A 14598-nucleotide genomic window follows, 5' to 3' on the forward strand; every position below is an offset into this window, starting at 1 on the left:
CTAGAAGCCGGTCATCGACACGAAGAGGAGACGATGAATGCCCCGTTTGATGGAAACACTGAACCGCGGAACGCGGATGAGGCTCGCCGCTGCCGCCCTGCTCGCAGTCGGCGTCGCAGGCGGCGCCAGCGCCGTATCGCTGACGCGGCCCGGCATCGAGATGGCCCCCACCACGCCGACCGCGATCGCCCGACTGTCGGGCACGAGCGGCGTGGTGACGGTGAAGGGCCGTGTGGTCGAGATCTTCGGTGACCGCTTCGTCCTTCAGGACGCAACCGGGCGGACGATGATCGATGCCGGCCGCAACGGTGATGGCGTTACCGCCGGCGCGACGATGACGGTACAGGGGCGCTACGACAACGGACAGCTGCGCGCCTCCTATCTGGTCGATCCGAATGGGCGGATCGTCGCGGGCGGGCCGCCGCCGCATGGCCCCGGTGGTCCTCGCGCCCCCGGTGGTCCCGGCCACGATGGTCCGCCGCCTCCGCCACCGGGCGGCGCGAACTTGGCCCCTCCCGGTGTAATGGCGCCGTCCACCGTCCCAAGCTGCGCCCCATCCGTAACCGGTGTCACGCCGCCACCGGCACCCGTCGGCACACCCGTCGCGCAAACGCTACCCCGCGCACCGGCTGCCACGGTAAATCGCTAGGATGGTTGCGATCCGCCACAACTGTGGCGGATCGAGGCCTCAGGCCGATTGAGAACGACCGGCACCCTCCGTACCGCTTCCGCCGTCAGGCCGAAGCGGTACGGTGTTCGTCTTTCGAAGGTCGTAGGGCACGCGCCATGCCGAGGATCAGGACGACGGGCCGCAAAATGAACATCGGCGCGACCGACAGCGTGCCGACCATGATGACCGCCGCGATCGAGCCACCACCCAGAAACCGCACGACGCGTTCGCCGCTGACCGGCGCCCCGCACCGCAGGAACGCCAGCGTCAGCGCGGCGGCGGCGGCGATCCGCAACAGCCGTATCGTCCCGGGTGCGGTGATCCCGAGATCCCGGCGATAGCGAAACGCGGAGGCCGCGAGCAGCATCCAGCCCGCCAGTGCAACGATGATCGTTTCAAGCATGAACCACTCCACGGGCAGGACGTCGTACCGGAGCCGCCGGACGAAGTTGCGCGACACGCCATGCCGCCATCGCCAGCACGGTGGCGATCGCGAGCATGGTCAGGTCGAACCCGGCAAATACCGGGTCGTCGCCACGCAATGAGGCCGGCAGACCGCGCGCGGTCGTTACGGCATTGATGACCGGAATTGCGGCAAACGCGATGGCGCCGATCGCGAAGCTCTCGATCCAGGCGCGCCGCGGCGATCGGGCCAGCTGCATGACTGCGACCGCGCCCCAGGCCCAGAACATCGCGGCGACTTCGCCATCGGCGCGCCCGGCCGCATCGGCAGGAATCACCCGGTTCGCCAGGAGATACGCTGCCATCCCGACCGGCAGCCCGGCAATCACCGCGATGTTCAAGCGCTCGACAAGCGTCAGCCCCGGGAACGGCGCCGCGCCCGGCCGCCGCCGCTTGGTCGTCCAGAGCAGCAGGCCCGTACCGACCATCGCGGCGCCGGTCAGGCCGAGCAGGCAATAGGCCCAGCGCAGCCCGGTACCCGCATAGCTCGCGACGTGTAGACCGAGCATCACCCCCGCAGTCATCAGCGCGGGCCCGGTGCCGCCCGATCGCTCGAGCATTTGCCCAGTGCTTCCCGAATAGGTCACCGATGGCAGCCGCGCATTGATCGACACGCCGGCATGCCGATACACCGTCACCGTTGCCGCACGATCATTCGGATGGCGTACCACGACCCGCGTCGCAGGCGCGCCGAGCACCGCTTCGGCCTTCTCGATCATCGGCCCGATCGGCAGCAGCGGCGCGGCAATGCCGGTCGCGGCGCGTTCGGTCGGAATGCCGAATGCGACCGCCCCGTAATCGAGCGGCGTCTTGTAGTTCACCATCGCCGGCCACGGCATGTACATCGCCACCAGCGTGATCAGCCCGGTATAGGTGATCATCGCGTGATAGGGCAGCGCAAGCACGGCCGAGACGTTATGCGCATCGAGCCAGCTGCGCTGTCCCTTGTTCCAGCGCAGCGTGAAGAAATCGGCAAAGATCCGCTTGTGCGTGATCACCCCCGAGACGATCGCCGCGAGCATCACCATCGCACACAGTCCGGCCAGCCAGCGCCCCCAGGGATAGGGCAGCTGAAGCTGGAAGTGGAACCGATAGAAATGCTCGCCGCCGCGCGTTTCGCGGGCACGAACCGGCTCACCGCTGCGGGGATCGAGCGTCAGTTCGGCGGGACGTGGCGGTGCCGTCGACGTCGGACTCCGCTGCTCGAACACGCGCGTCACTGCCGAGCGGGCATCGGGAAGATAGAGGAACCACTGGACGTCGTCACCCGCGCCGATCCGCTGCAGATAGGTCATCGCGCCTTGCGCCGCCTGCGCAGGCGACACCGTGCTCGCGCGGATTTCGGGTTGCATCCACTGAGTGATTTCGGGCCGGAAATAGCTTGCCGTCCCCGTCAGGAACATCGCGAACAGCAGCCATCCCGCGAGCAGTCCCAGCCACCCATGGATCCACGCCATGCTCTGCCGCAGCGGCAAGGCAGCCGTCATGGGCGGACCCCGAGCAAGGCCAGTGCCAGGCCGATCGCCGCGCTGCCGCCCCAGATGCCGAGCATGACGCGCATCACGCGTGGCCCGTGAAAGCTCCAAAGCGCGGCGATTGCGTAGACCAGGAACGAGAGGATCATTCCCCAGCTGGTCGCCTCGGCACGGTCCACTGGCAGCAGCCGCGCGATCAGCGTGGCGACCGCCGAGGCAAGAACATAGCCACCGACCAGCGCGGTCCCGATCCGGGCAATCATCGGCACGACCGCAGGACGCAACCGACGCCGCGGCGACGTTGCCGTTCGCCCTAGGTCCGGCGTGCGCTGCGGGGTGGCCTGCATGGTCATGCCCTACAGAAGTTTGCGAGTGGTTATCAATAGCAAAGTTGTTGGACGATTTCCGGTCAGGTCCGAGAGCAGCAGGTCACGGGGAAATCCGCCGCGGCGATGCGATCCATGGATATAAACGCGCGGTCTATCGCTGAACGGGGCAAGGGTGTGCGCATGCAGGACGCCGCCCGATGAAAGGTCCGCGCATGGAAGCTGCCAACGTCTTCAAGAAGCTTGAGATCGAACTCAAGCCCGATCCTTCGCGAACGGTGATCCGCCCGTTCAGCTTCAGCTATCCCGAGGCATTTGCGGCCAACCGTCCATCGCGCGCGCAAACGGTGGCGCAGCGGGTGATGGCACTCGACCCCGCGCTGCGCAAACGCATGGTCGAACTGCTCGCAAAACCGATGGAGGAGCGGCATCGCAATGCCGATGAGGTCTTCCGCCGCCGCTTTGCCGAGGTTCAAGATGAGCTTGATATCGGCGACATCGACGCCGACGAGGCCCTGCTGCTGGGCGCCTATTTCAGTCAGGAATATGCGTTCGAGTCGGCGGCCCTGTTCAATCCGAGCATCGCGCGGATCGACGACGAACCCGCATCGGCCACGGGCGGCGTCAAGTTCGTGCTGTCGTTGCGCGGCATCGGCGAAGGACATATTTCCTCGGTCACGTTCCGGACTGGCGAATGGGGCCCCGACGATCGCCTCGTGATCGATCCGGCAAGCCCGCATGGTGTGCCGCCACGAATCGACCGCAACCAGGATGGCTGGGTCCGGCTCTTATGCGACGACAGCCAAGATGCGTCGGAAACGGTCATCTTTCCCGTGCTGCCCAGCCAGCGCCAGGGTGTCGAGGATTTGCGCCTCGTCAATTTTACCGATCATGACGGCGTTCGCAGCATCATCGGGACCTATACCGCGTTCGACGGACGCAAGGTTCAGCAGGAAATGCTCCGCGGCGTCGACATGCGGACCTTCGAAATGCGCCCCCTCGCCGGCGCCATGACCGGCTACAAGGGCATGGCGCTGTTCCCGCGCCGGATCGATGGCCAGTTCGTGATGCTCGGACGGCAGGACAGCGAGACGATCTGGCTGCTCCGCTCGGACGATCTTTACACCTGGGAGCGCGGGACGCCGATCATGGCACCGAAATATCCGTGGGAATTCGTGCAGCTTGGCAATTGCGGATCCCCGATCGAGATCGACGAGGGCTGGCTGGTCTTCACCCACGGCGTCGGCATGGTCCGCGGCTATTGCATCGGCGCATGCCTGCTCGACAAGGCGGACCCCAGCCGTGTGCTGGCGCGCACGCCCTCCCCGCTCCTGTTCCCGAGCGCGGAGCAGCGTGGCGGCTATGTGCCGAACGTCACCTATAGCTGTGGCGGGCTGTTGCAGGGGCGCCGCATCCTGCTGCCCTATGCGATCGGCGACGAATATACCGCGTTCGCCACCGCACAGGTCGATGATATCCTGTCGGTCATGGCCCCCGCCTGACGTGCAGGCAGGTTCGGGCGCGGCCGCCGAGCGCCGCGCCCGATCTCGTCAGAAGGTGATATTGAAGCGCGCGTAATAATAGCCGCCGTTGATGCCGTAGGGACTGAACGTCAGCGGCCCGTCGAGAACATTGGCGTCGTTGACCAGCGAGTTGGTCGACCCCGGCACCAGCCCGACGGTCGGCGGCCGCTTGTTGAACAGGTTGTTGGCACCGACCGACAGCTTGAGTGCGGCGGTGAGATCGTAGTTGAGTTCGACATCGCCGATGAACGCCGACCCGACCGTCTGCTTATAATATGCGCCGCCATCCGGGGTCAGATACGCCGTCGTCTTGCCGTAGACGGTCCTGCGCAGCGTCGCACCGAACTTGTCGAGCGCATAGACGATCGAACCGATCACCTTGGTCTTGGGCGACGCCGTCTCGAGATAGCTGATCGCCTCCTGGTCAAAGAGCGGGATGCCGCCGAGCGTCGCAGGCGCCGCATTCAGTCTGAGCGCCTTGGTCTCGTTATAATTGCCCGACAGCATCCAGTTCACTTTGCCATAGTCCGCAAGATCGGTGACGTAGCTCGCCACCAGATCGATGCCGCGGGTCCGCGTGTCCGCGCCGTTGGTGAAGATGTTGATCCCGGTCTGATTGACGGTCGGGTCGAGGATGTTGCCATTCGCCCGAATGGCCGCGGTCACGATCGGGAAGTTCGTCGCACCACCGCTGCCGTACAGAGAGCCGGTCCCGAGAATGCGGTCGCGGATCTTGACCTGATAGGCGTCGATCGTGATCGTCAGGCGCGGTGCCGGGCGCAGCACGGTCCCCAGGCTGAAATTGGTCGATTTCTCCGGCTTGAGATTGGCAAACCCCAAGAGCTTGGCCGCGGCGGAATTGGCCGGCAGCTGCACGAACGCGGACGTCGGCGAGACATTGGTCGCGGAATAATAGGACTCCGCGAGCGTCGGCGCCCGGAACCCGGTCGAGACCGTGCCGCGCAGCGCGAACGAATCCGAAAAGTCGTACCGGCTCGTCCCCTTGTAGATGAACTTGCTGCCGAAATCGGAATAATGTTCATAGCGTCCGGCGACATCGACCTTCAGCCCGTCGATTGGCATCATCGCGACATCGACATAGGCCGCCTGGCTGTTGCGGCCGTTCACGCCCGCATCGGATGGCCGGAACCCGGGATAGGATTGCCCGCCCTCCTTGTAGATCGATGCGGCATCGCCCGAGCCGATCTCGTACACGTTCTTTCGATACTCCGCGCCGAATGCGAGGTTCAGCGGGGCCGCCATGCCCACCGCGATCTCGCGGGTGACATCGGCGTTCGCGGTGAACTCGGTCGCCTTGAAGAAGCCGTTATAGAAGCTCGTCGGCGTAAATCCGGTATCCGCGTAGAGCGAGGCGTTGGCGGAATCGACGGTGTAGATCAGGTTCTTGTCCTGCCCGAAACTGGTCGACAGGTCGTAAGTGAAACCGCTCAGCAGTCCGCGAACCCCGCCGGTAAACGCCATGTCGTCCTCGCGGATCTTTTCGCGCGGTGAAAAGCCGTTGACCGGGCTGTCGCCGTCAGGATCGAAATAGGTCGTGACCCCACCGACCGTCCGCGAGACCCGCGTCGGTACGCGCAGATTTTCGTACGCGCTGGCGATCCGCTTCGAATAGGTGCCGAAACTGTAAACCTCCGCCGCGCCGAAGTCGTAGGCGCTGTTAAATTGCAGGTTGGTAAGGCGGGATTGCGCATCGCCGTTGATGCGATTGACGTACGGAAAGCCCGAAATATTGGGGTAGAGTTGCTGTTGCAGGGGACTTAGCGCCGGCGACGTCGTGCCGGTCAGCAATTTGCCATCACCGTCCGTCACCCGCCGGTCGAGCCCGCCGACCTGCGTGAAGTCGTGATAGCGGTGAAATGCGGTCACGTTGAGGAACCCGTCCTCGCCGATCTTGGTCGCGAGATGCAGCGTCCCGGCATAGGTCCGCCCGCCCGTCTGGTAATTCTCGCCCGCGGTCGCATAGCCATCGCCGCCCGTACCGCCGTCCTTGAGGATGATGTTGATCACCCCGGCGATCGCATCCGAGCCATATTGCGCCGCCGCGCCGTCTTCCAGAACCTCGATCCGCTTGATCGACGAGGGGGAGATCAGGTCGAGATCCGCGGTCGCGGCCCCCTGATAGGGCCCGCCGAGCACCGCAAGGTTGGCGGTGCCATGCCGGCGCTTGCCATTGACGAGCACCAGTGTGTGGTTGGGGCTCAGCCCGCGCAACCGCGCGGAAAGCGTCAGGTTCGCGGTGTCGCCGCCAAATGCCTGCGCGGTGAAGGACGGGACCAGCTGCGTCAGGATCTGGTTCAGATTGGGCTGGCCGACATGGCTCATCATGTCGGCATCAAGCACCTTGATCGGCGCCGCGCTTTCGGCGGCAGTAATACCGGTCACACGCGTCCCCGTCACGATGATGTCGTCGGGGATGTCGGCGGACGCATCACTTGTCGGCGGGCTGGCCGATCCTACCGTGGCGGGGTTTGTCGTCTGGGCAAGCTCTTGGGCACTGGCCGAAACATGCCCCCCCAGCAGCAACGGCAACGATCAAGGCGTGACGCGAGATATGATGAGCGATCTTCATTAGGCTACCCCCGAATGGTGAGCGCCTTTTCGGATCCTTCCCCCAAGTCCATCGACGATTTACGTCGTTTGCTCACGCAATACTGGCCGTGCCGAAATCAATCCTTTGTCATGGGCCCGGCATGTTGCCGGGATCCGTTGCGCATGCTCGGGTCTCCAAATTTTGAATGCAACCTATTCAGGGTAACGAGATCGTATCTGCGCGCGTTTTCCAACCGAAAATTTGAACTTGTTACATTTCTGCAACGATCCGGCCGTACCGCTCCCAGGTTCGATTCCGCGATTTCGCCGCGTCACTTGCCGCCGGGACGCGTTGAGGCCTCGACCTTCACCCTTTTTCGAGACCCGGAGACGCCCGATGCCCAAGACCCTGATCGCCGACCTGTTCGTCGAGACGCTCGAGCTTGCCGGCGTCGAGCGAATCTATGGCGTGGCCGGCGACAGCCTGAACGGCCTCACCGAAGCGCTCAGGCGGAGCGGAACGATCGAATGGGTGCACGTTCGCAACGAGGAAGCGGCGGCCTTCGCGGCCGGCGCCGAAGCGCAACTGACCGGCAAGCTCGCGGTCTGCGCCGGGTCCTGCGGGCCGGGCAACCTGCATCTGATCAACGGGCTGTACGACTGCAACCGGACCCGCGTCCCCGTGCTCGCAATTGCGGCGCAGATACCGAGCGCCGAAATCGGCTCCAACTATTTCCAGGAAACCCGTCCCGAAGCGCTGTTCCGCGAATGCAGCGTCTATTGCGAGACGATCTCCGATGCCGATCAGATGCCGCGCACGCTCGACACAGCGATCCGTGCCGCGGTCGGCCATCGTGGCGTCGCGGTCGTCGCGATGCCGGGCGATGTTGCATTGCGCACGACCACGGGCCTTATCGCCCGATCCCGCACCGCGTTGCTGCCCGAAGCGGCCACGATCATCCCCGATCAGGCCTCGCTCGCCAGCCTTGCCGCGCTGCTGAACGACGCCGGCAAGGTGACGATCCTTGCGGGTCGCGGCTGTCGGGGGGCGCATGCGCAACTCGTCGCGCTTGCCGGCGTGCTCCAGGCACCGGTCGTCCATGCACTCGGCGGCAAGGAATTCGTCGAATATGAAAATCCCTATGATGTCGGCATGACCGGGCTGATCGGCTTCTCGTCCGGCTATGACGCGATGATGGCTTGCGACACGCTGCTGATGCTCGGCACCGATTTTCCCTACCGCCAATTCTATCCGGAAAAGGCGAAGGTGGCGCAGATCGACCTGCGGCCCGAAAATCTCGGCCGCCGTACCGCGATAGACCTCGGCTTGGTCGGCGACGTCGGCGCGACGATCGACCATGTCCTGCCGCTGCTGACACGCGAGCGCGACGGCGCCTTCCTGCGCGACGCACGCGAGGATTACGCCAAGTCGCGCAAAGGCCTGGACGAGCTCGCGACCGGCACCCCGGGCAGCGGCGTGATCCACCCGCAGCATGTCGCGCGCGTCGTCAGCTACCTAGCAAGCGACGACGCCGTCTTTGCATGTGATGTCGGCACCCCGACCGTCTGGGCAGCGCGCTACCTCGAGATGAACGGCCGCCGCCGACTGATCGGGTCGTTCAACCATGGCTCGATGGCAAACGCCCTGCCCCAGGCGATCGGCGCGCAGGCCGCCTATCCCGGCCGTCAGATCGTCAGCCTGTCGGGCGACGGTGGCCTCGCGATGCTGATGGGTGAATTGCTGACCGTTCGGCAGCTCGGCCTGCCCGTGAAGATCATCGTCTTCAACAACGGCACGCTCGGCTTTGTCGAAATGGAGATGAAGGCGGCGGGGATGATCGAGACCGGCGTCGCGCTCGACAATCCCGATTTCGCCGCGATGGCGCGCGCGATCGGACTCCACGGCGTTCGCGTCACCGACCCTGGCGAGGTCGAGGCGGGCGTCCGCGAGGTGCTTGCGCATCCGGGCCCTGCGCTGCTCGATGCCGTCACCGCGCGCACCGAACTGTCGATGCCGCCCAAGATCACGCTCGAACAGATGAAGGGCTTCACGCTCTATATGGCGAAAGCGGTGATGAGTGGTCGTGGGGATTCGATCATCGAACTCGGCAAGACCAATGCCGGACTGTTCAAGACGCTCTTCTGAAACAGGTCCGGGGTGCGGCGGCTGCCGCACCCCGGGACTGCTCGATACTTGCGTTCAGCCGTGCAGCGAGCGGCGGAACGTCTCGGGCAGGAAGACCAGACCGACCAATGCGGTGACCGCACAGGCCAGGATCGGGTACCAGAGCCCGTAATAGATGTCCCCGGTCGCCGCGACCATTGCGAAGGCCGCGGTCGGCAGGAACCCGCCGAACCAGCCATTGCCGATATGATAGGGCAGCGACATCGACGTGTAGCGGATTCGCGTCGGGAACAATTCGACCAGCAGCGCGGCGATCGGGCCATAGACCATCGTCACGTACAGCACGAGCAGGACCAAAATCGCGACGACCATCGGCTTGTTGATCTGCGCCGGGTCCGCCTTTTCGGGATAGCCGACCGCGGTCAGTGCGGTCTTCACCTCGGCCCCGAACGCCTTGATCGCTGCAGTACGATCGGCCCCTGTCACGATCGCCGGATTGACGACCGGAATGGTCGCGCCGCCGATGTGGATCTGTGCGACCGTGCCCGCCGGTGCGACGACGTTGGTGTAGGAAATGCCCGCCTTGGCCAGATACGACTTGGCGATGTCGCACGAGCTGCTGTCGAACTTGTTCTTGCCGACCGGATCGAACTGTACCGAGCATTCGTCGGGGTTGGCGACGACGCTGACCGGCGACGACAGCTGCGCGGCATAGAGCGCGGGGTTGGCCGCCTTCGACAGCGCGTGGAACAACGGCATATAGGTCAGTGCGGCGAGCGCACAGCCGGTCAGGATGATCCATTTCCGCCCGACCTTGTCCGACAGCCAGCCGAAGAAGATGAATGCCGGCGTCGCGATCAGCAGCGCGATCGCAATCAGGATGTTGGTGGTCGGCCCGTCGACACGCAGGTTCTTCTCGAGGAAGAACAGCGCGTAGAACTGGCTGGTGTAGAACACGACGCCCTGCCCCACGACCGCACCGAACAGCGCGATCAGCACGATCTTGAGGTTGCCCCATTTGGCGAACGCCTCGGTCAGCGGTGCCTTGGAAGTCTTGCCCTCTTCCTTCATCTTCTGGAACACCGGGCTCTCCTCGAGCTGCATCCGGATCCAGAGCGACACTGCGAGCAGCGCGATCGAGACGATGAACGGGATGCGCCAGCCCCAAGCCGCGAACGCCTCCTCGCCGACGAGCGTGCGCACGCCGATCACGATCAGCAGGGCGGCGAACAGACCGAGCGACGCCGTGGTCTGGATGAAGCTGGTGAACAGCCCACGCTTCTTGTCGGGCGCATGCTCGGCGACATAGGTCGCAGCACCGCCATATTCGCCGCCGAGCGCGAGGCCCTGCAGCAGCCGCAGCACGACCAGCGCGATCGGCGCGGCGACGCCGACCGAGGCATAGCTCGGGAGCAGGCCGACGAGGAACGTCGACAGGCCCATGATCGCCATCGTGACGAGGAAGGTGTTCTTGCGCCCGACGACATCGCCGATCCGCCCAAATACCAGCGCACCGAACGGCCGCACCGCGAACCCCGCTGCGAACGCCGCGAGCGCGAAGATGAACCCGGTCGTCTCGTTGACGCCCGAGAAGAACTGCGCGGTGATGATCGTCGCGAGCAGCCCGTAGAGATAGAAGTCATACCATTCGAACACCGCGCCGAGCGACGATGCGATAATGATCAGTGGCTGGCTCTGCTTCACGTGACCAAGGGGAGATGCGTCCCCTGTTGTCGTTGCCATGGCGGTATCCTCTCAAGTGGAGCGGTGGTATTTTTAAGCGTCGGGCGATCAGAACCCGTATTTGAAGGCGAATTCCATGCGGTCGAGCGCACCGGTATCACCCGAAACCAGTTCGCGGACGGCGTGGCGATATTCGACGCCGATGTCGAAGCCCTTGCCCGGCGACCAGAACAGGTTGGCAGCGCCGCCATAGGACTTGGCATTGGCCAGCCCCGTGACGATCACGCCGGCCGGATAATCGGCCGATTGGTAGCTGCCCATCAGCGTCGAGTGGATCGCATCGGTCCAGCCGATACGCAGTGCCGCGAAGCCCGCGAAATTGTCGATCCGCTCGAGCTGCGTCGCGGTGCCGCCGTAGATCGCGTCGGGGACATATCCCAATCCCAGATACCGGCCGATGCCCTGGCCGTAGGTCGCCATGAAACGCAGGTCGTGACGCTTGCCGATTGGGATTTTCCCGGACCCGGAAACGCCCCAGCCAAAGGCGGTATCGCCGCGGCCCAGCGTATCGGTGCGCAATTCGCGCGCGATGCCGGCCAGTGCGAAATCGCCCAGTGTCGACTTCCAGTTCAGCCGTGCCACCACGTCCGGCAGGCGGTCGTCATCCGTGTCGACCAGCGCCGCATTGGCGGGCAGCGCCGTTTCCGTTTCGGGATTCTCAACCGCGACCTGCAACGTCAGCCCGGTTCGCAAGGGGATGGAGTAGCGGATCAGCGCCTGGCGGTTGAACACCGTGCCATCCAGCGGGCCGACGAAATCGGTCGTCTCGGGCAGCACCGCGATGTTCTGGAAGGTGGACCATTCCTGCCCGACCAGCAGATTGCCATATTCGATGAAGCCACGGCGGAAAGTGGGCGTGTAGGGGTTGGTCGCGCGCTGGGCACCGACCGGCGCCGTCGCGAGCGCAAAATCAAACTCCACCAGCGTCTTTATGTCGGTACCGTTCATCGGGGTTGCCGTGCTGAACTGCAGGCGGGTCTGGCGCGCGGAGAGCAACAGGTCCTGGCTGGAGAACCCGCCGCCGACCGGAATCTGCTGCGGCAGGAAGAACTCCTTGCCCAGCCCCCCGACCGCGACCTCGCCACCGCTGTAGCGGCTGGCAATGGCGTTGAGGCGAACGAAGCCGCCCAGCTTGACCGTCGTGTTCCCCATGCGAAAACCATCGGTCGGTGCCGAATTTGTTGCGACAGGCTTGGCCTGGGCCACATTGGTCGCGCCGGGCGATCCGCCGGGCGATGCGGCCGGCGCCGTCACCTGCGACGCAGCGACGGCGGTCTGTGGGGGCACAGTCGGGGCCGCGGCGGCGGTTGCACGCGCTGCGGTCAACTCACCGCGAAGGTCCTGGACCGCTGCTTCGAGCGCCTTGAGCCGTGCTTCGAGTTCCGCCTCTCGCGCGGTCTGGCCGAAGGCGGCGCCCGGCGTCAGCCCGGCAAGGGCCGTGCCCAGCAGCAACGTCGTGAATACCGATCGTCTCATCCCAACCTCCTGGTTGCTCCACCGGTCTGACGCGTAGATGCAAGCAACACGACGATGGCGGATCGCCCGGGCGGGATCATCCCTGACTTTGGTTGGGGGTGCCGCGTACCGCGCGACCGTCTAGAACGGCGGCAAAAGGAGAGTGTGATGACCGAGGCCAGCTATCCCGTTCCCGCAGCATGGGCCAAGGACGCACGGATAGATGCCGCCGCCTATGACCGGATGTATGCCGAGGCCGCGACTGATCCCGATGCCTTCTGGGCGAAAGAGGCGCAGCGGCTCGACTGGATCGTTCCCCCGACCAAGATCAAGGACACATCGTTCGACGAGGCCGATTTCCGCATCCGCTGGTTCGAGGACGGCCAGCTCAACGTCGCCGCCAATTGCGTCGATCGCCACGCCGATACACGCCCAGACGCGACCGCGATCCTCTGGGAAGGCGACGACCCCGCCGACTCGCGCACGATCAGCTACGCCGAGCTGCGCGACGAAGTCTCGCGGCTCGCCAATGCGCTGAAGGCACGCGGCGTTGCGAAGGGCGACCGCGTCACGATCTATCTGCCGATGATCCCCGAAGCCGCGTTCGCGATGCTCGCCTGCGCACGGATCGGCGCGATCCATTCGGTTGTGTTCGGCGGCTTCTCGCCCGACAGCCTGTGCAACCGGATTCACGATTGCGACAGTCGCGTCGTCATTACTGCGGACGAAGGGCTGCGCGGCGGCAAGACGATTCCGCTGAAGGCCAATGTCGATGCCGCGCTCGATCAGGGCGATCTCGGCGTCGAGACGGTCATCGTTGTCCGCCGCACCGGCGGCGACATCGCAATGACCGACGGCCGCGATTGCTGGTATCACGAGTGCGTCGCGGACCAGTCGACCGACTGCGCGCCCGAGCCAATGAACGCCGAGGATCCGCTGTTCATCCTCTACACCAGCGGATCGACCGGCCAGCCCAAGGGCGTGCTCCACACCACCGGCGGCTATCTCATCTGGGCGTCGATGACGCATGAATATGTGTTCGACTACCGAGAAGGCGAAGTCTTCTGGTGCGCCGCCGATGTCGGCTGGGTCACGGGGCACACCTATTCGCTGTACGGCGCGCTCGCCAACGGCGCGACGACGGTGATGTTCGAGGGCGTCCCCAATTACCCCGACCACAGCCGCTTCTGGCAAATCGTCGACAAATATCAGGTCAGCACGCTCTACACCGCGCCGACCGCGCTGCGCGCGCTGATGCGCGAAGGGGACGACTGGGTCACGCGGACCAGCCGCAAGTCGCTCCGGCTGCTCGGGTCGGTCGGCGAGCCGATCAACCCCGAGGCCTGGAACTGGTATCACAATGTCGTCGGTGAAGGCCGCTGCCCGATCGTCGACACCTGGTGGCAGACCGAGACCGGCGGACACATGATCAGCCCGCTCCCCGGCGCGACCGCGCTCAAGCCCGGCAGCGCGACCAAGCCATTGTTCGGCGTGGTGCCCGAGCTGGTCGATGCCGACGGCAAGGTGCTGGACGGCGCGGTCGAGGGCAATCTCGTGATCGCCGACAGCTGGCCCGGGCAGATGCGGACCGTGTGGAACGATCATGCGCGCTTCTTCCAGACCTATTTCTCGACCTATCCGGGCAAGTATTTCACCGGTGACGGCTGCCGCCGCGACGCGGACGGCTATTACTGGATCACCGGCCGCGTCGACGACGTCATCAACGTCAGCGGCCACCGCATGGGCACTGCCGAGGTCGAGAGCGCGCTGGTCGCGCATTCGAAGGTTGCCGAAGCCGCGGTCGTCGGCATGCCGCACGACGTGAAGGGCCAGGGCATCTATGCCTATGTCATGCTCAACGCGAATGCCGAACCCAGCGAGGAGCTGCGCAAGGAACTCGTGCAATGGGTCCGCCGCGAGATCGGTCCGATCGCGACGCCCGATGTCCTGCAGTTCGCCCGCGGCCTGCCCAAGACGCGCTCGGGCAAGATCATGCGCCGGATCCTGCGCAAGATCGCCGAGAACCAGCTCGACGGTCTGGGCGATACCTCGACGCTCGCCGATCCGACGGTCGTCGACGCGCTGATCACGGGTCGCGAAAAGGCCACCGCCGCCTTCGCATGACCGCGAGCACGATCCTGGTCGCCGACGACCACCCGCTGTTTCGCCAGGCGTTGAAGCTGGCGGTCGGTCGCGCGGCCCCCGATGCGACGATCCTCGAGGCGGGGCAGCTCGGCGAGGCGATCGAGGCGGCGCGCGGCGCCGCCCG

10 protein-coding genes and 1 pseudogene are annotated in these 14598 nt (G+C 65.1%); 5 read left to right on the forward strand and 6 right to left on the reverse strand.

Translation table 11 applies throughout. From position 1 onward, the window contains the following. Positions 1 to 37 precede the first annotated feature (37 nt). Positions 38 to 649 carry a hypothetical protein gene (locus tag sphsw_RS18200; protein WP_081874048.1) on the forward strand — a complete coding sequence of 204 codons (612 nt, stop codon included), beginning with the start codon at positions 38 to 40 and terminating at the stop codon, positions 647 to 649. An 85-nt stretch (positions 650 to 734) separates the two neighbouring features. On the opposite strand, the gene sphsw_RS01560 is transcribed toward sphsw_RS18200, so the two are convergent. From sphsw_RS01560 to sphsw_RS01570, 3 genes are read right to left on the reverse strand one after another with little or no spacing between them, the layout of a single operon-like run. Then, complete coding sequence (locus sphsw_RS01560; protein ID WP_031439083.1) at positions 735 to 1073, reverse strand: hypothetical protein; 339 nt, start codon at positions 1071 to 1073, stop codon at positions 735 to 737. After that, on the reverse strand, positions 1066 to 2619 hold the full coding sequence (locus sphsw_RS01565) for a PepSY-associated TM helix domain-containing protein (protein ID WP_037528746.1): 1554 nt from the start codon (positions 2617 to 2619) through the stop codon (positions 1066 to 1068). Before sphsw_RS01565 ends, sphsw_RS01560 begins: the two co-directional genes overlap by 8 nt. Beyond that, positions 2616 to 2870 (reverse strand): hypothetical protein, encoded by a 255-nt coding sequence (locus sphsw_RS01570; protein WP_042466289.1) that lies wholly within the window; start codon positions 2868 to 2870, stop codon positions 2616 to 2618. The genes sphsw_RS01565 and sphsw_RS01570 overlap by 4 nt, the downstream gene beginning before the upstream one ends. A gap of 278 nt (positions 2871 to 3148) precedes the next feature. On the opposite strand from sphsw_RS01570, the gene sphsw_RS01575 reads away from it, so the two are divergent. After that, on the forward strand, positions 3149 to 4435 hold the full coding sequence (locus sphsw_RS01575) for a glycoside hydrolase family 130 protein (RefSeq protein WP_031439086.1): 1287 nt from the start codon (positions 3149 to 3151) through the stop codon (positions 4433 to 4435). A 48-nt stretch (positions 4436 to 4483) separates the two neighbouring features. Here the strand turns inward: sphsw_RS01575 and sphsw_RS01580 are convergent, their stop codons facing one another. Further along, positions 4484 to 6859, reverse strand: a complete 2376-nt coding sequence (locus sphsw_RS01580; protein WP_235188246.1) for a TonB-dependent receptor plug domain-containing protein — start codon at positions 6857 to 6859, stop codon at positions 4484 to 4486. Positions 6860 to 7403: 544 nt separating this feature from the next. Between sphsw_RS01580 and poxB the strand changes: the two genes are divergently transcribed. Further along, positions 7404 to 9152 (forward strand): ubiquinone-dependent pyruvate dehydrogenase, encoded by a 1749-nt coding sequence (poxB, locus tag sphsw_RS01585; RefSeq protein ID WP_031439088.1) that lies wholly within the window; start codon positions 7404 to 7406, stop codon positions 9150 to 9152. A 54-nt stretch (positions 9153 to 9206) separates the two neighbouring features. On the opposite strand, the gene sphsw_RS01590 is transcribed toward poxB, so the two are convergent. Both sphsw_RS01590 and sphsw_RS01595 read right to left on the reverse strand, forming a co-directional pair. Continuing rightward, positions 9207 to 10874: an MFS transporter gene (locus sphsw_RS01590; protein WP_031395000.1), complete on the reverse strand. Its 1668-nt coding sequence runs from the start codon at positions 10872 to 10874 to the stop codon at positions 9207 to 9209. A 48-nt stretch (positions 10875 to 10922) separates the two neighbouring features. Further along, the gene (locus sphsw_RS01595) at positions 10923 to 12350 is read right to left on the reverse strand and encodes a DcaP family trimeric outer membrane transporter (protein ID WP_152555342.1); all 1428 of its coding nucleotides are present in this window, start codon (positions 12348 to 12350) and stop codon (positions 10923 to 10925) included. Between the two features lie 147 nt (positions 12351 to 12497). Here sphsw_RS01595 and acs point away from each other — a divergent pair, with 147 nt between their 5' ends. After that, entirely contained in the window at positions 12498 to 14453 is a 1956-nt protein-coding gene (acs, locus tag sphsw_RS01600) for an acetate--CoA ligase (RefSeq protein WP_031439090.1), read from the forward strand. Then, positions 14450 to 14598, forward strand: a pseudogene (locus tag sphsw_RS01605) (DNA-binding response regulator); the annotation flags it as partial. The gene acs and the pseudogene sphsw_RS01605, both read left to right, overlap by 4 nt.

The organism is Sphingomonas sp. FUKUSWIS1, from assembly GCF_000733135.1.
Lineage (GTDB): Bacteria > Pseudomonadota > Alphaproteobacteria > Sphingomonadales > Sphingomonadaceae > Sphingomonas > Sphingomonas aerolata.